This is a genomic window from Salinibaculum sp. SYNS191 (assembly GCF_037338445.1).
Lineage (GTDB): Archaea > Halobacteriota > Halobacteria > Halobacteriales > Haloarculaceae > Salinibaculum > Salinibaculum marinum.
This window is the reverse complement of sequence record NZ_CP147838.1, coordinates 1451047-1471867: the sequence shown is the minus strand read 5'-3', so window position 1 is coordinate 1471867 and position 20821 is coordinate 1451047. Positions and strand designations below refer to the sequence as shown.

18 protein-coding genes are annotated in these 20821 nt (G+C 67.2%); 7 read left to right on the top strand and 11 right to left on the bottom strand.

The genetic code is table 11. The features are described 5' to 3' along the window. Positions 1–113: 113 nt before the first annotated feature. From WDJ57_RS08020 to WDJ57_RS08005, 4 genes are all read right to left on the bottom strand, one after another. Positions 114–1643 carry a nickel-dependent hydrogenase large subunit gene (locus WDJ57_RS08020; protein ID WP_338905417.1) on the bottom strand — a complete coding sequence of 510 codons (1530 nt, stop codon included), beginning with the start codon at positions 1641–1643 and terminating at the stop codon, positions 114–116. Continuing rightward, complete coding sequence (locus WDJ57_RS08015) at positions 1643–2653, bottom strand: hypothetical protein (RefSeq protein ID WP_338905415.1); 1011 nt, start codon at positions 2651–2653, stop codon at positions 1643–1645. Before WDJ57_RS08015 ends, WDJ57_RS08020 begins: the two co-directional genes overlap by 1 nt. Before the next feature lie 1341 nt (positions 2654–3994). Next, positions 3995–5773, bottom strand: coding sequence for an excinuclease ABC subunit C (locus WDJ57_RS08010; protein WP_338905413.1), 1779 nt, complete (start codon positions 5771–5773; stop codon positions 3995–3997). Positions 5774–5806: 33 nt separating this feature from the next. Further along, positions 5807–6430, bottom strand: a complete 624-nt coding sequence (locus tag WDJ57_RS08005; protein WP_338905412.1) for a hypothetical protein — start codon at positions 6428–6430, stop codon at positions 5807–5809. Positions 6431–6531: 101 nt separating this feature from the next. Between WDJ57_RS08005 and WDJ57_RS08000 the strand changes: the two genes are divergently transcribed. From WDJ57_RS08000 to WDJ57_RS07980, 5 genes are all read left to right on the top strand, one after another. Continuing rightward, positions 6532–6789 (top strand): hypothetical protein, encoded by a 258-nt coding sequence (locus tag WDJ57_RS08000; RefSeq protein WP_338905410.1) that lies wholly within the window; start codon positions 6532–6534, stop codon positions 6787–6789. 90 nt (positions 6790–6879) lie between these two features. Continuing rightward, the gene (locus WDJ57_RS07995) at positions 6880–7788 is read left to right on the top strand and encodes an ABC transporter ATP-binding protein (protein WP_338905408.1); all 909 of its coding nucleotides are present in this window, start codon (positions 6880–6882) and stop codon (positions 7786–7788) included. Further along, on the top strand, positions 7785–8636 hold the full coding sequence (locus tag WDJ57_RS07990) for an ABC transporter permease (protein WP_338905407.1): 852 nt from the start codon (positions 7785–7787) through the stop codon (positions 8634–8636). The genes WDJ57_RS07995 and WDJ57_RS07990 overlap by 4 nt, the downstream gene beginning before the upstream one ends. Positions 8637–8680: 44 nt before the next feature. Beyond that, on the top strand, positions 8681–9580 hold the full coding sequence (locus tag WDJ57_RS07985) for an ABC transporter ATP-binding protein (RefSeq protein ID WP_338905406.1): 900 nt from the start codon (positions 8681–8683) through the stop codon (positions 9578–9580). Continuing rightward, entirely contained in the window at positions 9577–10392 is an 816-nt protein-coding gene (locus tag WDJ57_RS07980; protein ID WP_338905404.1) for an ABC transporter permease subunit, read from the top strand. The genes WDJ57_RS07985 and WDJ57_RS07980 overlap by 4 nt, the downstream gene beginning before the upstream one ends. Here WDJ57_RS07980 and ligA read toward each other — a convergent pair. The 5 genes from ligA to WDJ57_RS07955 all read right to left on the bottom strand — a co-directional run bounded on the left by ligA (position 10389) and on the right by WDJ57_RS07955 (position 18170). Continuing rightward, positions 10389–12461 (bottom strand): NAD-dependent DNA ligase LigA, encoded by a 2073-nt coding sequence (ligA, locus tag WDJ57_RS07975; RefSeq protein WP_338905403.1) that lies wholly within the window; start codon positions 12459–12461, stop codon positions 10389–10391. The two genes, WDJ57_RS07980 and ligA, sit on opposite strands and share 4 nt — an antisense overlap. Positions 12462–12584: 123 nt before the next feature. Next, on the bottom strand, positions 12585–13148 hold the full coding sequence (locus WDJ57_RS07970) for a DUF7344 domain-containing protein (RefSeq protein WP_338905401.1): 564 nt from the start codon (positions 13146–13148) through the stop codon (positions 12585–12587). Positions 13149–13363: 215 nt separating this feature from the next. Next, positions 13364–16366, bottom strand: a complete 3003-nt coding sequence (locus tag WDJ57_RS07965) for a hypothetical protein (RefSeq protein ID WP_338905399.1) — start codon at positions 16364–16366, stop codon at positions 13364–13366. A gap of 201 nt (positions 16367–16567) precedes the next feature. Beyond that, complete coding sequence (locus tag WDJ57_RS07960; protein WP_338905397.1) at positions 16568–17677, bottom strand: pyridoxal-phosphate-dependent aminotransferase family protein; 1110 nt, start codon at positions 17675–17677, stop codon at positions 16568–16570. Positions 17678–17789: 112 nt separating this feature from the next. Then, entirely contained in the window at positions 17790–18170 is a 381-nt protein-coding gene (locus WDJ57_RS07955) for a DUF7344 domain-containing protein (protein ID WP_338905395.1), read from the bottom strand. Positions 18171–18390: 220 nt separating this feature from the next. On the opposite strand from WDJ57_RS07955, the gene WDJ57_RS07950 reads away from it, so the two are divergent. Then, positions 18391–19065 carry an MBL fold metallo-hydrolase gene (locus WDJ57_RS07950; RefSeq protein WP_338905393.1) on the top strand — a complete coding sequence of 225 codons (675 nt, stop codon included), beginning with the start codon at positions 18391–18393 and terminating at the stop codon, positions 19063–19065. A gap of 4 nt (positions 19066–19069) precedes the next feature. Here WDJ57_RS07950 and WDJ57_RS07945 read toward each other — a convergent pair whose 3' ends face one another. Continuing rightward, positions 19070–19213: a hypothetical protein gene (locus WDJ57_RS07945; protein WP_338905391.1), complete on the bottom strand. Its 144-nt coding sequence runs from the start codon at positions 19211–19213 to the stop codon at positions 19070–19072. 98 nt (positions 19214–19311) lie between these two features. Between WDJ57_RS07945 and WDJ57_RS07940 the strand changes: the two genes are divergently transcribed. Next, positions 19312–20334 (top strand): AAA family ATPase, encoded by a 1023-nt coding sequence (locus WDJ57_RS07940; protein WP_338905390.1) that lies wholly within the window; start codon positions 19312–19314, stop codon positions 20332–20334. 200 nt (positions 20335–20534) lie between these two features. Here the strand turns inward: WDJ57_RS07940 and WDJ57_RS07935 are convergent, their stop codons facing one another. Next, the gene (locus tag WDJ57_RS07935; RefSeq protein ID WP_338905389.1) at positions 20535–20756 is read right to left on the bottom strand and encodes a hypothetical protein; all 222 of its coding nucleotides are present in this window, start codon (positions 20754–20756) and stop codon (positions 20535–20537) included. Between the last annotated feature and the right edge of the window lie 65 nt (positions 20757–20821).

Here is a 20821-nt window from a genome sequence, read left to right as displayed (position 1 = left end):
CCCCTTACAAAACGGTGGTCGGCGTTCCCACTTGCTGAGACATTTTGACTCCACGACAGGACAGCGGACCGTTCTCGGGCGTTCCGGCGCACTCGCCGTGTGCCGGCGGCCGGTCACTCCAGATCGCCGGGGGACGGACTGGCGGGTTCCACCTCGGCGTGGAAGCTCTCCTCTGGTCCCTGGACGTGGACTGCACAGCCGAGGCAGGGGTCGTACGACCGGATGGTCCGCATCACGTCGATCGGTTCGGTCAGGTCGTCGATGTGCATCCCCTCGACGGCCTGCTCGAAGGTGCTCGGCACGCCGTCGGCGTCGCGGGGGCCGAGGTTCCACAGGGTCGGCGAGAGTATCTGGTACTGGCTCACCTCGCCGTCCTCGACGGTGCACCAGTGCGACAGCGCGCCCCGTGACGCCCCCCACAGGCCGACGCCCTGGGCCGAGAAGTCGTCGGTCCACTCGTTGCTGAAAGTGCCGCTGGGGTCCAGCGCGTCCAGCCACTCCAGCAGCCAGTCGCGCACGAGCAGCAACTCCTGGACGCGGGCGACCAGGCGGTGGAGCGTACTGGAGGCGACGGCCTCGCCACAGAGCTCCGCCCGGAGGTCGAACGGGTCCCGCTCGGCGGCGACGAGTCGCGCCAGCGGTCCCGTCTCGATCGGCTCGCCGTCGTAGCGCGGGGCCTTCCCCCAGGAGTAGGCCCCCTCCTTCTCGGGGTCGGGGTCCGGTGCCGGCGCTTCGGCGGGGTGGCCGGCGCTCGCGTCCGTGTACCACGAGTAGGCGGTGTCCTCACGGATGTTGTCGACGATTTCCTCCCGGGTGGGCCGTTCCAGCGTGCCGTCGCGGTAGACGCCGCGCGGGAGCACGTAGCCGTCGCCGTCCTCCAGCCCGTTGAACATCCCGTTGGCGTAGAACCGGTCGGGGCCGCGGCCGAAGGTGTCGGCGTCGACGTCGGCGGCGGCGACGAGGATGCTCAGCATGTCGTGGATGCCCTGGGCCTCGTCGCTCTCGACGTCGCCCGCCCGCACGTCGGCCAGCGCCTCCGGGACGGCGTCCGTCGGGCCGAGCCAGTCGTCGACGTCCGCGACGGTCTCTCGCACGTCGGCGATGGTCTCGGCGTCCGGTTCCGTCGCCACGCCGCCGGGCGCGTAGGTCAGCGGGTGGGGGGCTTTGCCGCCGAACTCGGCGAACGCCTGCAGGAGCACCCGCTGCTGGCGAAGCGCTTCCCGGTAGCCCGCGCCGCCGACCGGGTCCAGGCGTTCGAAGCCGGTGTCGGCCACCTCGTCGCTGTAGTCCGGCCCGGCCAGCGTGAACAGGTGGATGGTGTCGTTCCAGACGAGGAACATCCCCTCCATGATGTCCCGCAGCAGGCGGCCCTGCTTCGGGACGCCCTCGAAGACCCCTGCCCGGCGCGCCGCGTCCTCGATGGCGAGCGTCGAGCCCATCCGGTGGCTGGTGAAGCAGACGCCACAGACCATCTGGCAGAACTGGGGCACGTCCGCCGGCGGGCGGCCGAGGACGATGGATTCGATGCCCCGGAACATGTCCATCTTCGATTTGACTGCCGTCACGACGCCGTCCTCGACGTGCAGCGTCGCGGAGTGGTGCCCCTCGATGCGCGTCGTCGGGTCGATGTCGATCTCCGGCATCAGTCGTCGTCCCAGATGTCGCCCTGGCTGTCGCCCTTCTCGTAGAACGGCGAGAAGCGGTCCCAGAAGTCGGGTTCGACGCACCCGATGCAGGGCGCGCCGGCGGTCCGGCAGACGGCGGTCCCGTCGTTGCGCAACCGGTCGGAGTCGTCGCAGAAGGCGTAGAAGCCGGCACAGCCCACCTCGGCCAGGCAACCGTCGTCGCCGGGATGGTCGGCCATGTCGCTGTCGACGAACTCGTCGAACAGCGGGCAGGTGGCGTGGACGTTCGGCTCGAAGAACGGCATCGGCCGGTGCTCGTCGTCGAGTTCCGGGACGTGGCCGTTCAGCAGCGTCGCCAGCGTCAGGAGGAAGTGGTCGGGGTGTGCGGGACAGCCCGGGACGTTGATGACCGGGTTTCCGCTCAGCGCCTCGAAGTCCGGGCCGAAGACGCCACCAGGGTCCTGCCCGGTGAACTGCAGCCCCTTCGCTCCGGTCGGGCCGCGGCCCCCTTTGTCGGGTGCCTGCCCGGCCTGGGCGGCCGGGAGCCCACCGTAAGCGGAACAGGAGCCGATAGCGACGACGTACTCGGCCTCCTCGGCCAGCGAGACGACCCAGTCGAGGATTGGCCGGGGTTCGCCCTCCTCGTCGTGGCCCAGCGTCGAGGCCCGGGGTACCGCCGTCGGGATCGACCCCTCGACGATGAGGATGTCCGGGGAGACCGAGAGCCGGTCGAGCGCCCGGTCACCCCCGGCCGTCATCAGCGTGGGGTGGAAACTTATCGCCTCCCGGAACTCGGAGAGGGACTCTTCGATACCCGGAAAGTCCGCCTGGAGTAGCGACATCGTACAGCCGGTGCAGGACTGCGCCTGCAGCCAGGTTACCTCTGCGTCGCCTCTCGTCGCACGTTCGAGGGCTGTCACTATCTCGTCGGCGTGGTCCTCCATCACTGCGCCGGGTTCGGCCTCGTCTGCGAGGGCGGCGAAGTCCGGGGGCTGTGCGTCGGTGTCGGAAGTGGATGTGGTAGCCATCGGCCGTAGGTCTCCCGAGTCTACGTATTGTGAATGCAACAATTCACTTAACTCCTGGCCTCAATTTTCTGAAATCTGCTTCATATACGCGTCTCAACCCACAATACGGATATTTGAATCGCGTACTCCTGTCGGGGGCGTTATCGAGATTCCAACTGTTCGGCCCCGCTTGCCGTCGATTTCCCGGCCGGCCGGTCGGCGGCGCGGAGTAAATTTGCTATAGCGACATGTAGTTTATGAAGTCCCTCTCGGTTGTTTCGCGGCCGTGCGGGGGCGGCCACGGGTACGTCGTGGCTGGCGCGTGCAACCTCTGGACGGGGCCGCGGTCGGTCGGCAGCTGTGGGTGGGTGGCCGTCGCTCGCTGGGTCTCCGCGACTGTGCCGTGGCTACCGGGTCTGATTCGACACTTCGGACTACGCCACTGCGCGCCAGCCCTCTCCCGATACGGCGGTAGCCGTTCGTCACCGCTTGCGCGCGCGAAGTTTCAGGTGAGTGCCGGTCGGTCCCGGCCCTCGCCGGTGACCGAGGCAGACTGTCCTGGCTCGTCGGTGGGCACCTGGGTACGGAAGCATGTCAGAGAACCTGTCTCGTCCGTTTCGAAGTGATAGATACAGGGTGACTACGTCTCGTCGAGTGTGGCTGGAACTTGCTCGACGGGGCCGTCACATGTCGAACAAGTTTGCTTTTCCGTCGCAATATATGCCGAATCACAGCTCTGGCAGACATAGAGCGACGACTGTGTCGTTTCGGGACTCTCGGTAGATTGTGTCGTCTGCGTAATCGACTGGAGCCACTTGATGACCGATTTCATCCTGACAGCGTACTCCGGGTGTTGTTTCGCCCTGTCATGGAACTACAGCCAGCCATCCGGCAGTTCGCCGCGGTGAGGATGCTGTTCCAGGAGTGCAGCGAGTAACTGCCGACGACGGAGGTCAGCCAACGCGGACGAATGATTCTCTCCTCGAGGGCCTCTCTGCTCCTGCCAAAATGTCATATAGGTGTATATTCTACCCGACCATATCCGTTTTCGCCATGGTCTACAAGGGTGTTGTTAATTCCACACGCTCTGTGGGGGGCCCGGTCGGACACGCCCGTGCGTCACGGCCGTCGCCGGAAGTGCCTCGCGCTGTCCCCGGCGTGATTCCAGCCTGGCGAGTCGTTTCGCGATTTCGGCCCCTCTGGCCCCGTCTCGCGACCTCGGGAGCCGAGACTACGGAGAGAGGCCGTCCGGGCGCTTCCTGCGCCCGATTCGCAGTTTGGGCTACTCCGGGGCATAAATCAGATGCTGCTATATCGAATCTCGCTCGCGTCGTTTTCTCGTTCGGTTCCCACGCGTGCCAGTCAGAGCGCCTCGTCGAGGCGGGCCGCCGTCTCCGGGCCGACGCCCTCGACGTCCCGGAGTTCGGCGGGCGAAGCCTTCCGGACGCCGTCGACGCTCCCGAAGCGGCGGAGCAGGCGCTTGCGCGTCGCCGGCCCGACGCCGGGGATGGTGTCCAGCGGGGTCGACACCTCGTCGCGGACCGTCTCGTGGTACTGGACCGCGAAGCGGTGGGCCTCGTCGCGCACGCGTTGGAGCAGGTGCAGGTGCGGTGCGTCGTCGGGCCAGTCGAAACTGCCGTCCGGCGTCACGACCCGCTCCTCCGCTTTCGCCAGTCCGACGGCGGGAACGTCCCAGCCCACGTCGGCCAGCGCCTCCCGGGCCGCGGTCAGTTGTCCCTCGCCGCCGTCGATGAGCAGCAGGTCCGGGTCCGGCCGGTCGTCCCGACCCTCGACGGCGCGGTCGGCGCGCCAGCGGACGAGCGCGTGCATGCTCTCGTAGTCGTCGTTCCGGTCGTCGAGTTTCTTCCGCCGGTAGCCGGCCTTCTCGGCCTCGCCGCCGACGAAGGTCACGTTGCTGCCGACGACGGCCCGGCCCTGAGCGTGGCTCACGTCGAAGCCCTCGATGCGGTCGGCGCGGTCCAGGCCGAGCGCGTCGGCCAGCGCCGCGGTCCCGTCCTCGCGGCCGGGGCTCCGCCGGGCGTTCTTCATCGCCAGGTCGACCAGCGTCGCCTCCCGACCGGCACCGGGCACGCGCACGTCCACGCCGGCCGCCGACAGCCACGCGTCGACGCTGTCGTCGGCCTCGCCCTGGCCGCCCGCCGTCCCGGCCGGTCGCTGCGGGCACAGCACGGCGTCGGGCAACTCGCGCTCGGCGTAGTACTGCGGGATGAACGCGCCCAGGACGGCGGCCGGGTCGTCGGTGCCGTCGGGTGCCTCCATCGCGTGCCGGTCGCGCTCAACGAGTTTGCCGTTCTCGGCCCGGAGTCGCGCGACGGTGGCGTCGGTGCCGTCGAGAGCGACGCCGAGGACGTCGACTGTCTCGCGGCCGCTGCCGGCTTCACTGACCGCATCGCCGCCGGTGCCGTGGAACGCCTCGACCGCTGTCAGGCGGTCCCGCAGGTTCGCCGCCCGCTCGAAGTTCTGTGCTTCGGCGGCCGCCTCCATCTCGCGGCGAAGGGGGTCCGCGAGGATACCGGTCTCGCCGCCGAAGAAGCGCTCGACGGACTCCACGTCGCCGCGGTAGGACTCGCGGTCGATTTCGTCGGTGCAAGGGGCGGTACAGAGGCCGATGTCGTGGTCGAGACACGGCCGGTCCCGGTTGGCGTACTTGTGGTCCGAGCACCCGCGCAGGCCGTAGGTCTCCCGGAGGGCCTTCACGACCACCTCGACCTGGCCCATGCTGGTGAACGGGCCGAACACTGTCGCGCCCTCGTCGGGGTCGCGGGTAATCTCGACGCGCGGGAAGGCGTGGTCGGTCAACTGCACGAGCGGGTAGGACTTGTCGTCCTTCAGGCGGACGTTGTACCGCGGCCGGTGGCGCTTGATGAGGTTCGCCTCCAGCAACAGCGCCTGCGTCTCCGTGTCGGTGACGGCCACGTCGACGCCGTCGGCGCGGCGGACCATCTGGCGGATGCGCTCGCTTCTGGGGTCGGCGTAGGACCGAACCCGGTCGCGCACGTCCACGGCCTTCCCGACGTAGAGCACCCGTTCGTCCTCCCCGTCCTCGCGGGACAGGAACTGGTAGACCCCCGGCTCCGCCGGGAGGTCACCGGCGCGCTCGCGGACAGCCTCGGCGTCCATCGGTCCCGGGTAGGCGCTCGGGCGCTATCAGCGTCACGACTCCCCCAGCGGGTCACCCACGTTCCCCTGCTCTCGCGCCTCGTCTGTCCTCGGCGAGACCGCCGCAGCCAGCCGGTCCCGGGCGTCCGTGGCGTCGCTCGGCCGCGGCACGTGGATGTCGTCTCCGCCGGCGACTTCGACGACCAGCGTCGCCTCGCGGGTGACCCAGTAGACCCCGAGCAGCACGACGGCGAGCAGGAGGGCGAGCGCGCCGACCACCTGCAGCAACTGGTCGAGGCGGGTGAGCAGGTTCAGCATCGTCTGCAGCGTCCCCATGATACCGCCCAGGCCGAGTTCGCCCGTCGCCTGACCCTGGAGGTCAACGCCGCCGACGAGGCCGTCGAGGTTCACGAACTGGCCGGCGACGACGAGGACTGCCCCGACGAGGCCGTAGCGGATGCCGCGTTCGAGCAGGCCGGCCTTGCTCCGTGCGCTGGTGCCCACGCCGTCGACGTTGGGCCGGTCGACCTGCTGGAAGTTCGCGCCGTCGGCCTCGGGGGTAAAGGCGAGGACGCGGTGGCTGGTGACGACGACGCTGGCGTCGTCGAACGCGACCGTCTCCCGGACGGACTCGCCGTCGTAGAGGAGCTGGTCGACCCGGTCGCGCCACCCTGTCATGGTCGCGGGTAGGTCGGCACCCTATTTCAACGCTCGGGGCTCCCTGTGCCCGCCGCGGCGGCACTCGGTGGATACAACACGGCCGCGAGCGAAGCGTGGGTATGGCCGAAACGCGCGTCTGGCTCGTCGACCGCACGTACAACGACAAGGGGATGGTCCGCCTCGTCTACGCCACCACGGACGGCGACCGCTACCTCCGCCGGCAACTCTCCGAGCGGATGCTGATGCAGAAGGACGTGACGGCCGCCGTCGACGTCGAGGAGGACCGCCTCGAACCGACGCCCGACGAGGAACGGGAGCGCTACGCCGCCGAAGCGACCCGGATGTCCGACGACCACGATCCGGACGAGGCGGTCTGAGCCGCGACCTTCTATATAAGAGTTGGCACCGACTGCAGTGCCTGCACCACTGGATTCGGTTATTAGGTGTCTGTGGGCGATACTACACGTATGGCCGCCATCGAACTGACTGGTCTCACGAAACGGTACGGCGACGTGACGGCCCTCGGCGGGGTGGACCTCACCGTCGACGAGGGGGAGATATTCGGCTTCCTCGGGCCCAACGGCGCGGGGAAGTCGACGACAATCGACATCCTGCTGGATTTCGTCCGGCCGACGGCCGGCGAGGCGCGGGTCTTCGACATGGACGCCCAGGAGAAGACCCTTGCCGTCCGCGAACGGACCGGGGTGCTTCCCGACGGTTTCCACGTCTACGACCGCCTGACCGGCCGCCAGCACATCCAGTTCGTCGTCGAGTCGAAAGAGGCCGACGAGGCCCCGATAGACGTCCTCGAACGGGTCGGAATCGCCGACGCCGCCGACCGGAAGGCCGGCGGGTACTCGAAGGGGATGACCCAGCGCCTCGCGCTGGGGATGGCGCTGACCGGCGACCCCGACCTGCTCATCCTCGACGAGCCCTCAACCGGACTCGACCCCACGGGAGCGCGGGAGATACGCGAAATCGTCCGCGAGGAGAGCCGCCAGGGCACGACGATTTTCTTCTCGTCGCACGTCCTCAGCCAGGTCGAGGCTGTCTGTGACCGCGTCGGCATCCTCCGGGCGGGCGAACTCATCGCCGTCGACTCCGTCGAGGGACTGCGCGACGCGGCGGGCACCGAGGCCCGGTTAAAAATTACCGTCGACGGCATCGACGACGCGGCGCTGGACGCCGTGCGCGCACTCGACGGCGTCTCGAACGTCTCGCAGACGGACTCTCAGCTCACGGTCGGCGTCGCGGACGGCTCGAAGACGGCGGTACTGAACGCCCTGGAGGAACGCGGCGTGACGGTGCGTGACTTCGAGACCGACGAGTCCTCGCTCGAGGAACTGTTCATCTCCTACACGGAGGGAGAAGCATGAGCTGGGCCGTCGTCGCGCGCAAGGACTTCCAGGACGCCATCCGCTCGCGGGCGCTGTGGGGCCTGTCGGCCGTCTTCCTCCTGCTGGTCGGCGGCGTCTCGGTGCTGTACGCCACCGTCGAGGAGGTGGCCGGCGGGGACCCCTCCGCGCTCGGGCTCATCTTCTTCGTCGCCAGCGCGATCGGCCTGTTCGTCTCCGTCGCCGCCATCGTCACCTGCTACAAGTCGGTCGCGGGCGAGCGCGAGACGGGCAGCATGAAGATACTGCTCTCGCTGCCACACACCCGCGGCGACGTCGTGTTCGGGAAACTCGTCGGCCGAACCGCCGTCCTGGCGGTGCCCATCGTCGTGGCGCTTTTCGTCGGCGTCGTCGCCGGCATGGCGCTGCTGGGCGAGTTCGCGGCCGTTCCGACGGTCCTCTTTGGCCTCGTCGGCCTCCTCTTCGCGCTGACCTACGCCGGCATCATGGTCGGTCTCTCTGCCACGACCGGGTCGACCACCCGCGCCGCGGCGCTGGCAATCGGGTTCCTGCTCGTCTTCGAGTTCCTCTGGGACGTCGTCGTGCTGGGGTTGACCTACGTCGCCAACGGCTTCGCGTTCCCGGCGACCGCCGCCGACTTCCCGGCGTGGATATACCCCGTCAGCCAGGTGCCGCCCAGCAGCGCGTTCGTCACGAGTCTCACGGCCGTCATCCCGGACGCCCCCGTCCAGGCCGGCGGGACCGCACCCGCCGCCGACGCGTTCGAGGCCGCCTTCGCCACGCCCTGGGTCGGCATCGTCGCGCTGGTGCTGTGGACCGTCGTCCCGGTCGTGCTGGGCTACCTGCGCTTCCGGAGCGCGGACCTCTGAGCGGACCACAACACACTTGAGCGACACCTTCGACCACGCGACGTATGCCCGCACTCGAAGCCGCTGCCCTCACGAAGGACTTCGGCGGCGTCACCGCCGTCCGCGACCTCGACCTGACGGTCCGGGAGGGGGAGGTCTTCGGCTTTCTCGGGCCCAACGGGGCCGGGAAGTCGACGACCATCAACATCGTGCTCGACTACCTCAAGCCCACCAGCGGGTCCGTCGAGGTGTTCGGCATCGACGCGCAGGCCGACCCCGTCGCCGTCCGCGACCACGTGGGCGTCCTCCCCGAGGGGTTCAACGTCCTCGGGCAGAAGACCGGCCGGGAGCACGTCGCCTTCGCCGCGGAGTCGAAGGGCGTCGACGACGACCCCGACGCCGTCCTCGACCTCGTTGGCCTCGACAGCGTCGCCGACCGCTCGGCCGCCGCGTACTCGAAGGGGATGCGCCAGCGCCTCGCGCTCGGCATGGCCATCGTCGGCGACCCCGACCTGCTCATCCTCGACGAACCGACGACCGGCCTGGACCCCAACGGCGCGCGGTTCGTCCGCGACACCGTGACCAGCCTCAGCGCGGACGGCACGGCCGTGTTCTTCTCCAGCCACATCCTGGACCAGGTGGAAGCGGTCGCGGACCGCGTCGGCATCCTCCGGCAGGGTGAACTCGTCGCCGTCGACTCCATCGACGGTCTCCGTGCCGCGGCCGGCGGCGGGGGCCGCCTGGACGTGACGCTGGCTGCCCAACCTTCCGAGGACTGTCTCGCTCGCGTGCGCGACGTGGCCGGCGTCACCGACGTCAGCGCGGACGGCCGGACGGTGACCGTCGCCTGTGAGGACGCCGCGAAGGCGGCCGTCGTCGACGCAGTCCGTGCCGACGGCGCGACCGTCGAGAACTTCGAGACCAGCCGGACGTCTCTGGACGAACTTTTCGCACAGTACACATGAGGTGGCACAGACTCGCCCGGGAAGAGGTCCGGGACGCGACGCGGACGCGGACGTTGCTGGTCACCGTCGCCATCTTCGCGCTCGTCGGCGGCGCACAGGGCTATCTCAGCACCACGACCGGCGACCCGGAGACGCTGCGAGCGGCGCTGCCGCTGGTGGTCCTGAGCGCGATGACGCTGCTGGTCCCCATCGTCGCGCTGGGGCTGAGCTACGAGGGCATCGCCGGCCCGCGCACGAGCGGGAGCCTGCAGTTCCTGCTCGGGTTGCCCTACAGCCGCCGGGACTACTTCCTCGGGACCTACGTCGGCCGCGCGGCGCTGGTCGCCACGGGCGTCGTCTCGGGGTTCGTCGCGCTGGCGCTGGGTGCGGCCGTCCGGGGCGTCTTCGTCTCGCCGACGAAGACCCTCCTGGCCGCCGTTCTCGGCGCGACGCTGGGTGTCGTCTTCGTCGCCGTCGGCGTCAGCATCTCCGCGAGCGTCCGCTCGACTGCCGCCGCCGGTACGCTGGCCTTCGGCGCGTTCCTCCTCTTCTTTTTCTTCTGGTCGTCGCTGCCCGGTCTGCTCGCCTACGTCGCCAACGGCTTCGCCCAGCCCGAGACGTTGCCGGGGTGGACGCCCTACGTCCGCTCGCTCAACCCCGTCTCCTCGTTCCAGGTGCTCGTCGACGCCTTCGTCGCCGGCCCGGACTTTGGGGGCGGGGGCTTCATCGGGACCGGCGTCGAGTCGGTCGGACTCGCCGTCGCCGTCCTCCTCGGGTGGCTGACGCTCGTGCCGCTGGCGGCCTACCGCCGGTTCAGCGCCGGTGACCTCTAGACGTCGACGCCCCGCTCGTCCAGCAGGTCGAGAAAGTCCTCCTCGGAGAGCACCGGCACGTCGTTGGCGTCGGCGTCGTCGCGCTTGCTCTGGCCCGGATTCTCGCCGGCGACGAGGTAGTCCGTGTTGCCCGAGACGCTGCTGGTCGCCGACCCGCCGTGGCGCTCGACGAGGTCCTGTGCCTCGCTCCTGGTGAAACGGTCCAGCGCCCCGGTGAACACCATCGTCAGCCCGTCGAGTTCGTCGCCGCTGCTCGTCTCGGCCTCCTGTGGCGTGACGTGCTCTAACAGCGCGTCGATGGCCGCGCGGTTCTGCTCGCTCTCGAAGAAGCCCCGAATCTCCGCAGCGACCGTCTCCCCGATGTCTGCCACCTCCCGCAGTTCGTCCTCGCTGGCGTCCTCGATACCCTCGAAGGTACCGAAGTGCTGGGCGAGCGACCGGGCGGTGGTCGAGCCGACCTCGGGGATGCCGAGCGCCGTCAGGAAGTCCGCGAGCGGCGGCTCCGTCGTGGCCCCTATCTCGGAAACGAGGTTCTCGGCGCTGGTCTCGCCCCATCCCTCTAGCTCTCGAAGCTCGGCTTCCTCCAGCGTGTAGAGGTCGGCCAGTCCCTCGACGAGGCCGGCCTCGACGAGCTGTGCGACGCTTTTCTCCCCCAGTCCCTCGATGTCCAGCGCGTCGCGGCTGGCGTAGTGCTTCACGGCCCGCTCCAGTTGCGCGGGGCAGGCGACGCCGCCGGTGCAAAAGGCGAGCGGCCCGTCGCGCTCGACGGGGCTGTCACAGACCGGGCAGGTGTCGGGAAAGTCGAAGTGCCCCTCGGCGTGTTTCTCGACCACCTCGGCCACGTCGGGGATGACGTCGCCGGCGCGCTTGACGTGGACCTCGTCGCCGACGGCGACGTCCAGGCGGGCGATCTCCTCGGGGTTGTGCAGGCTGGCCCGCGAGACGGTGACGCCGCCGACCTCCACCGGGTCCAGCAGCGCGACGGGCGTCAGGCGGCCGGTCCGGCCGACCTGGACGACGATGTCCCGGACCGTCGTCCGCTCGCTGCGGGCGGGGAACTTGTAGGCGAAGGCCCACCGCGGCGCGCGGGAGGTCCGACCCAGTTGCTCGCAGGCGTCGAAGTCGTCGACCTTGACGACGACGCCGTCTATCTCGTAGTCGAGGTCGTCGCGAGCGTCGAGCATCTGCTCGCGGTAGTCGATGGCGTCCTCGATGTCGTCGACGTGCTCGCTGTCCGTGCTGACCCGCAGGCCCCACGCCGGCAGGCGCTCGTTGCGCTCGGCGTGGGTCGTAAAGTCGACCGAGGCGTCGAGCACCGAGAAGAAGAAGACGGCCAGCGGTCGCTCGGCGACGACCGAGGGGTCGAGTTGCCGGAGCGTCCCGGCGGCGGCGTTGCGCGGGTTGGCGAAGGGGTCCTGCCCGGCCTCGACGCGCTCGCGGTTGAACTGCTGGAAGGCGTCCCGGGGCATGTACACCTCGCCGCGGACCGCCAGGAACTCGGGGTAGTCGCCGCGCAGGCGCTGTGGGACGCTCGGAATCGTGCGCACCTGCGCTGTCACGTCGTCGCCGCGCTCGCCGTCGCCCCGCGTGGCGGCCCGCTCGTAGACGCCGTCCTCGTAGACCACCTCGACGGAGAGCCCGTCGAACTTCGGCTCGCACATGTACGTCACCGCGTCGACGCCGAGTTCGTCGCGGACGCGCTCGTCGAAGGCACGGACGTCCTCGGCCTCGCCGCTCTGGTCGATGGAGAGCATTGGCGCGACGTGGTCGACGGTGTCGAGTTCGTCGACGGGTTCGCTGCCGACGCGCTGGGTGGGGCTGCCCGACCGGTCCAGGTCGAAGGCCTCCTCCAGGTCCTCCAGCCGCGCAAAGAGGGCGTCGTAGGTCCGGTCGCCGACGACGGGGTCGCTGGCGACGTAGTAGCGGTAGTCGTGGTAGCGGATGGCCTCCCGGAGCTGGGCGGCCTGCTCGCGGGCCGCTTCCTCGCTCAGTTCCGCGACCGGCTCGAAGTCCGTGTCGGGGTCCTCGACGTAGGGGTTGTCCTCGGGGGCCTGCGCGGCCGTGGTCATGCCGGCGGTTTGTGGCGACCGGGTATAGAACCCGTCGGTTACCCGGTTGCGCTCGGTCACGCCCGCCCCGGGGCCTGCACCGTCGCCCCGGTACTGGCGACCGATGTCGCGTGGTCGAGCCGCTCAGCGCTCGTCGATTTCGACGATGTAGTCCGGGCCGCGCTGGCGGTACCGGCGATGCCACGCGTGGTCCGACCGGACCTGCCGCACGAGCGCCAGCACGAGGCCGGCGACCCCCGCGGCAGCGAGCCCGATGGTGAGCCCGGCAGCGATGGCACCGAGGTGGCCGGCGACGAGCAGCGACAGGACGAGTCCGCCCAGCCCGAGCGTGACCTTCGGGAACGCCGTGGCTGGCAGGGTGTTGGCCGCGCAGTACACCGATATTCGCTCGCCCTTCTCGGTCAGTTTCACCGTCCCCGCACTCGTGTCGTGCGTGACCAGGCCGATGCGCTCCAGTTTCGGCAGGTGGGTCTGGTAGAGCGAACTGTAGACGGACTCCCGCTTTCGCGCCGGAACGTTCCCGGACGGGGACTCCGTCTCCCACGCGGCGATTCGCTCGACGAGGTCGTCGAACTGCGCGACGCCGTCGCTGTGACACAGGTGATACAGCACGTACCGCCGGCGGGTGTTCCGGACTGCCTTGCGTATGTCCTCCTCGCTCCGTACCCCCGGTTTCGCCTGTGACATCACTCTGTCACTCACCGTCCATTCCAACCTACAAAAAGCGGAGATACCGTTGCTCGTCTTCGCAACCGCTTACCCGGCGCACCCGTCCGGCATTCTCGGTTTTGGTGTCGCCGTACTCCGCGATAGGTTGGGGTTAGTCACGGCCCCCGGAGACGCCGGCGTGGCGTGTAATCTGTTCCTAAAGAAGGAGGCGGTCGGGAGAGCGGGTCGGCCGGTCAGTCCTGTGACTGGCTCGTGGTCAGCGTCGTCGACTGCTCCTGGTCCTGGTCGTTGTTGCTCCCGCTGGTCTCCTGGTCCTGTTCCTGCTCCAGGTCCGTCTCCTGGCTCTGGTCCTGGTCCTCGCCACCGCCAGCGGTCTGCTCGCTCGTCTGGTCTATCGTGGCGCTCTGGGTCTGGTCCTGGTCGTTGTTGTCGCCGTCCTCGACCTCCTGTTCCTGCTCCTGTTCGGCGTCGACGTCCTGCTCACTGCTCTGGTCGTTGTTGTACCCCGTCGCTTCCTGGTCGGAGTCCTGCTCCACGTCGGACGTCTGCTCCTGGTCCTGGTCGTTCTCGTCGCCGTCTTCGACTTCCTGTTCCTGCTCGGATTCCTGCTCGACGCTCTGGTCGGATTCCTGCTCGTTGTCGTATCCCTTGGCGTCCTGCTCGGACTCCTGCTCGGATTCCTGTTCGCTCTCGGATTCCTGCTCGTTCTCGTCACCGTCTTCGACTTCTTGCTCCTGTTCGGACTCCTGTTCGTTCTCCTGTTCGGAGTCCTGCTCGTTCAACACGCCCTTCGCGTCCTGCTCAGACTCCTGTTCGGAGTCCTGTTCGGCCTCTGCATCCTGCTCGTTTTCGTCACCGTCTTCGACTTCTTGCTCCTGTTCGGAGTCCTGTTCGTTCTCCTGTTCAGATTCCTGCTCGTTGTCGTATCCCTTGGCGTCCTGCTCGGACTCCTGCTCGCTCTCTTGCTCGTTCTCGGACTCCTGCTCGTTTTCGTCACCGTCCTCGACTTCTTGCTCCTGTTCGGATTCCTGTTCGTTCTCCTGTTCAGATTCCTGCTCGTTCAACAGTCCCTTGGCGTCCTGTTCGGACTCCTGCTCGGATTCCTGTTCGGCCTCTGCATCCTGCTCGTTCTCGTCACCGTCTTCGACTTCTTGCTCCTGTTCGGACTCCTGTTCGTTCTCCTGTTCGGATTCCTGCTCGTTGTCGTATCCCTTGGCGTCCTGTTCGGACTCCTGCTCGGATTCCTGTTCGCTCTCGGATTCCTGCTCGTTTTCGTCACCTTCCTCGACTTCTTGCTCGCTCTCTATCTCCTGTTCGGATTCCTGTTCGGAGTCCTGCTTGTTCAGCAGTCCCTTGGCGTCCTGTTCGGACTCCTGCTCGGATTCCTGTTCGTTCTCGGCGTCCTGCTCGTTCTCGTCACCGTCCTCGGCCTCCTGCTTTTGCTCGCTCTCCTGCTCGTTCTCCTGCGTGTCGTCCTGGAAGTTGAGCGCTCCCTCGGCGTCCTGTTCGGACTCCTGTTCGTTCTCCTGCTCGCTCTCGGCGTCCTGTTCGTTCCGGTTCGCGTCCTCGGCTATCTGCTCCTGCTCGCTGTCCTGTTCGTTCTCGTCGTCCGCATCCTGGAAGTTGAGCGCTCCTTCGGCGTCCTGCTCGGACTCCTGCTCGCTTTCCTGTTCGTTCTCGGCGTCCTGTTCGTTCTCGATGCCACCGTCGACTTCCTGACTCTGTTCGCTGTCCTGTTCGGACTCCTGCTCGTCGTCCTGGAAGTTCAGCACTCCTTTAGCGTCCTGTTCGGAGTCCTGCTCGCTGTCCTGGTCGTTCTCGGCGTCCTGCTCGTTGTCTTTGCCGTTCTCGATGTCCTGCGTCTGTTTGTTCTTCTGCTCTGCGTCCTGCTCGCTCTTCTGTTTGTTCGCGATGCCCTGTGCGTTCTGCTCGGCGTCCTGTTCGGACTCCTGGTCGTTCTCGGCGTCCTGCTCGTTGTCTTTACCGTCCTCGATGTCCTGTTGCTGTTTGCTCTTCTGGTCCGCGTCCTGGTCGCTGTCCTGGCCGTTGAACAGGCCGCTCGCGACCTGCTGGCTCTCCTGGTCGACGTCCTGCTCGCTGTCGGCCTTCTGGTCGTTCTCGTCACCGTTCAGCACCGACTGGCCCTGCTTGGCGTCCTGGTCGGCTTTCTGGGTCGACTTCTGGTCGTTCTTCGCGCCGAAGATGACCGCCTGACTCTGTCGCTGCTCGACGTCGTTGTCGTTCTGTTTGGCTTTCTGCTTGTTCTTGTCGCCCTTGGTGACGTCCTGTTTCTGGTCGAAGTCCTGGCTTGCGCTCTGCTTTGCCTTCTGGTCGTTGTTCGACCCGAACAGGACTAGCTGGGCCTGCTTCTGGGTGACGTCGTTGTCGTTCTGTTTGGCCGTCTGCTTGTTCTTGTCGCCCTTGGTGACGTCCTGTTTCTGGTCGAAGTCCTGGCTTGCGCTCTGCTTTGCTTTCTGGTCGTTGTTCGACCCGAAGACGACGACCTGAACTCGCTTCTGGGTGACGTCGTTGTCGTTCTGTTTGGCCGTCTGCTTGTTCTTGTCACCCTTGGTGACGTCCTGTTTCTGCGTGAAGAACTGGCTCGCACCCTGACTGCCGCTCTGGTCGTTGGTGCTGCCGGCGATCGACAACTGGACCGAGAACTGGCTGATGCTGTTGCCGGTCTGGGAGGCCGTCTGGCTGTTGCCGCTCGACCCGGCGGCCTGGGACTGCTTGAGGGCCTGTTTCGCCCGCTGCTCGGAGAGCTGTTGGCTGCCCCGCTCCAGGACGACGTACTGAATCTGCTCCTGGGTGAGGCTGCCGCTCTGGTCGCTACGCTGGGCGTTCTTGCCGTCGCTGGCGTCCTGTTCCTGCGTGTAGAAGACGTGCAGCCCCTGGCCCTGGACCTGCTCGTTGTTGTCGCTGACGATAGCCCACTGTTCCTGGCTCTGCATGTAGTAGAGGCGTTGCTGCCGGTCCTGGCAGTTGCTCGCGTCACTCGCGTCGCCGTTGCCTGCTAGCTTCCCACTGACCTCGGCGGTCTGTTGCTGTGTGTTCCCGTCGCTTTTGCTGCTGATGTCCTGTTCTGCGTTCTGTGTGCCGTCGATGGCCTGGTCTGTGCCGCACTGCTTTGCGTGCACGGACCCGGCCCCCGCGAGTGCCATCCCCGTCGCGAGAAGCACGACGAAGAGCACCGCGAGCGGGCGTGTCCCCGTGGTTGGACGTTCTTCGAACATGTGTCTGTCTGGCGAGAGTCCGCCAGGGGGAGTGAGCGGGACGTGCTCACATTGTTATACGTCGTCATCATGCCGACAACGACCGTTAGAACCGCTGGTAATGGGTATTACGCGACGGTACCCTCGGATTACTCGGCCCGAGGCCAACGATAAACTGGGTCAGGGGACACGACGGGTAGCAGAAAGGGGCTGGTCTGCGCGTCAGAGGCCGGCGACGTCTTCGATGGCGTCGGTGAGTTCCTTGACGCTCTCGACGGTGTGTTCGCCCATGTGGCCGATGCGGAACGACTCCTCGCTCAGGTCGCCGTAGCCACTGGAGAAGACCATGTCGTACTCCTCGGAGACTTCCTCGACGGTGGCGGCGACGTCGATGCCCTGCGTGTTCTCGACGCAGGTCACTGTCTGGGACTCGTAGCCCTCCTCGGCGAACAGGCCGAAGTGCTCGCGCGCCCAGTCGCGGGCGTACTCGGCCATCTCGCGGTGGCGCTGGTCGCGGGCCTCGTGGCCCTCCTCCAGCATGTGTTTCATCTGCTTGCGGTAGGCCAGCATGATGGGGATGGCCGGCGTCGAGTGGGTCTGGCCCTTCCGGTCGTAGTAGTCCAGACAGCGCTGGAAACCGCCGTACCAGGAGGCGGAGTCCTTGTCGAGTTCCCGCTCGTAGGCGGCGTCGCTGACGGTACAGACGGCCAGTCCGGGCGGCATCGCGAAGGCCTTCTGCGTCGAGGTGAAGATGCAGTCGATGTTGTGTTCCTCGACGTCGACGTAGTCGCCGCCGAGACAGGAGATGGCGTCGACGACGAAGTAGGTGTCCGGGTAGTCCCCCATGAGGTCGCCGATTTCCTCGACCGGGTTCCTGACGCCCGTCGACGTCTCGTTCATCACGACGCCGACGGCGTCGTAGTCCCTGTCGCCGTTTTCGAGCGCGTCGCGGATGTCCTCGGGTTTGACCGCCGTGCCCCACTCGTACTCGATGCGGTCGACGGTCTTGCCCAGGCGGTCGGCGACGTTGGCCTGGCGCTCGCTGAACGCGCCGGAGGTCGCCACGAGCATGTTCTCGTCGACCAGGTTGAGCGTGGTCGCCTCCCAGAACTCGGTGCCGGAGGCCGTGAGGATGATGACGTCGTCGTCGGTGCCGAGAAACTCCTTGGTGTCCTCGACGATGGTCGTGTAGAGGTCGGTCATCCGGTCCATCCGGTGGCCGAACATCGGTTCGGCCATGGCCTCGATGACGTCCTCGCGAACCTCGGTCGGTCCCGGGAGATACAGCGTCTTGTTCGGATAGTCGTCTTTGTATTCGCGTTTCTTGGTCACGCAAACCACTTCGCAGTATGGCGACCCTGGCGGCGCGACGATATGGGAGTTTTGATACTGTCGTGGTCGACCCGTCGCTCGGCGGTCCTGTCGCTCGCCCCACGTCGGCGTGTCAGTCCCGCTGTTCGCGTTCCCGCGCCCGGTCGAGGAGTTCGTCGACGCGCTCGTCGCCGGTGTAGCGGACGGTGTTGGCGGACTCGTCGAACGTCACGAGGTCTGCTCGTGACAGTTTCGGCAGGTGGACGTGGTGGAGTTCGGTCAGAATAGTCTCGATGTCGTCCTCGCCCGGGTCCATCAGAGCGACCTTCTGCGCGAGGTCGACCACGAACGTGGGTTCGTCCCGGTCGGAGAGAACGTAGAGTACCCCCCGCCGACGGTGGTCGGTCAGGGCCCCGATGACCGAGTCGAGCGACGGGTCGAGTGTGACGCCCCCGGTCGCGTCGTCCTCGTCCCCACTCCGAAGGAAGTCGGCGTCGGCCGTCTCGGAAGACATAGCTATCGCTACTTGACAGCGGCCGCATTTAGATTTTCGGACTTTGCTGTTCATGCACGCCATATCTCGTGATTTTTCACTCACATACTCACAGCCTATCATCGGCACACTCACTCCCAGTCCGCACACCCACTCACGGTCTGGTACCCGCGTCACTCCACCGCCGCACGCACGTCTGGCCGGCGTGAACGACTATACGACCGGGACCCCTACGGAGGGTATGGCACTCCCAGGCGGCGTTTACGCGTTCTCACAGACAGTTTCGCGCGACGGGACCGACCAGACCTTCCACCCGTCGGCCGTCGAGACGGCCAAGGGGCTGTTGCTCGTCGACGTCGGCTTTCCGGGGCTGACGGACCAGGTGGAGGCGAACCTCGCCGAGGCCGGGTTCGACTGGAGCGACGTCCGCGGCGTCGTCCTCACCCACCAGGACGGCGACCACGCGGGCGGCCTCGCGGACCTGCTGGAGCGGGCGACGCCGACCGTCTACGCCCACGAGCGATGTGCGCCCTACGTCGACGGCCGCAAGTCGCCGCTCAAGTCGCCCGACGGCGAGCGGTACCCGCCCGCCGACGTGGACGTGGAACTCGTCGACGGCGTCTCCTTCAACACCGCGGCCGGACCGATGGACGTCGTCTTCACGCCCGGTCACGCGCCGGGTCACGTCTCGCTGCACCTGCCCGAGGCGGGCCTGTTGCTGGCCGGCGACGCGCTGACCGCCGACGCCGACGGACTGCAGGGTCCTAACGAGATGTACACGCCCGACATGGACGAGGCACTTTCCTCCGCCGAGCGACTGGCTGACCTCGACTTCGACCGGACGCTGTGTCACCACGGCGGCGTCGTCGCGGAGGGGACTGACCGCGTCGCTGACATCGTCGCCGCCGGGCGCTGACCGCTCACTCGGTGCCCCAGTCGGAGATGCCGAGCACCACGTCGCACTCCGGACACGTCCAGACCTTCGGCGTGTTCGCCGCCGGTGCCTTCTCGATGCGCTGTGCCCACTCGGAGATGTCGGACTCACAGGTTGGACAGACTGCCATGGCACAAGATAGCACGGCCTCGCCTCACTAAGCAGTTTTCCCCGCGCGGGTGCGCTCGCGGCGAAGATGTTTTCCCTCCGCTCGCGGCAGTAACTGGCATGGACCACGAGCGCGCCGGCGACCTCTGTACGCGGATTCTGGACGCGGTGGGCGAGGCCGTCATCGCGGACAGGGAGTTCCTGGAGACGCTGATGACCGGCATCCTGGCGCGGGGACACGTCCTGCTGGAGGACGTGCCGGGGACGGGCAAGACGCTCACGGCGCGGAGTTTCGCCACCGCACTGAACCTCGACTTCCAGCGCATCCAGTTCACCCCGGACCTGTTGCCCTCCGACATCACCGGGTCGAACATCTACAACGAGGCCGCCGGCTCCTTCGAGTTCTCGCCGGGGCCGGTCTTCGCGAACGTCGTCCTCGCCGACGAGATAAACCGCGCGCCGCCGAAGACACAGGCCGCGCTGCTGGAGGCGATGGGCGAACAGCAGGTCACCGTCGACGGGACGACACACGAACTCCCCGACCCCTTCTTCGTCATCGCGACGCAGAACCCCGTCGAGCAGGAGGGGACCTTCGGCCTGCCCGAGGCCCAGCGTGACCGCTTCGTCATCAAGACGGCCATGGGCTATCCCGACCGCGACGGCGAGCGGGAACTGCTGGCCCGCCGTGCCGGCCGCGTGGAGCAGGCCCCCAGCGTCGACCCAGTCGTCGACGGCGAGCGCGTCTCCGCCCTCCAGCGCGTCCCCGAGGGCGTGACGATGGACGAGCGCCTGCGCGACTACGTCGTTGACCTCGGTCGGGCGACCCGCGAGGACCGCCGCGTCGAGGTCGGCGTCTCACCGCGGGGGGTCCAGCGCCTGTTCGAGGCCGCCCGCGCCCTCGCCGTGCTCCGTGGGCGCGACTACGTCGTCCCCGACGACGTCAAGCGGGTCGTCGCGCCCGTCTTCACCCACCGCATCGTCCTGACCGCCGACGCCAGCGTCCGCGGGACCGACCGCTCGGAAGTCGTCGCGTCGGTGCTGGATAGCGTCGAGGTCCCGGCCGTCGGCGGCGAGCCACAGGACGGCAGCGGGGGCGGCGGGTCACCGCGGCCCGACGGCCACCGTCAGGACGGGGAGTCGTAGAGATTCGCAAAAGAACCCATCATTCGACTGACTATCCTGTGGTGCGTACCAGCAACGCCGTACGAGATTCAGAGCGTGTAGTCACCCGTCGGCTATCGTTGGTTTCGTGCCGATTCTGATGAATCAGCTGGTCAGTACACCTGCCGACTGAACGTCAACCCGCTGTGGAAATCATCTCGTGGCGGTCAGTGACGAGAGGCTCACGAGTCTTCAATCTGCAAGGCTGGGGCGATAAACGCTTCTGTGAGCACGAGCGCACAGATAATCCCTATCCACGCGAAAATCACCGGATGTGAGGTGGCAAACCCAGGCCACAGGGGTGCAAATAACGTTTCCCGTGTGAGTTCACCGGCGAGTAGGCGAATCGCTCTGTCCACCACGACGACGAATCCGACCGCCGCGAGGACTTTACGGAAATCCACGGGTATGGTTCCGCTCTCTCGAATAAAAAGCGTTTCACAAAAATACACGATTCGTGGAGCAATAA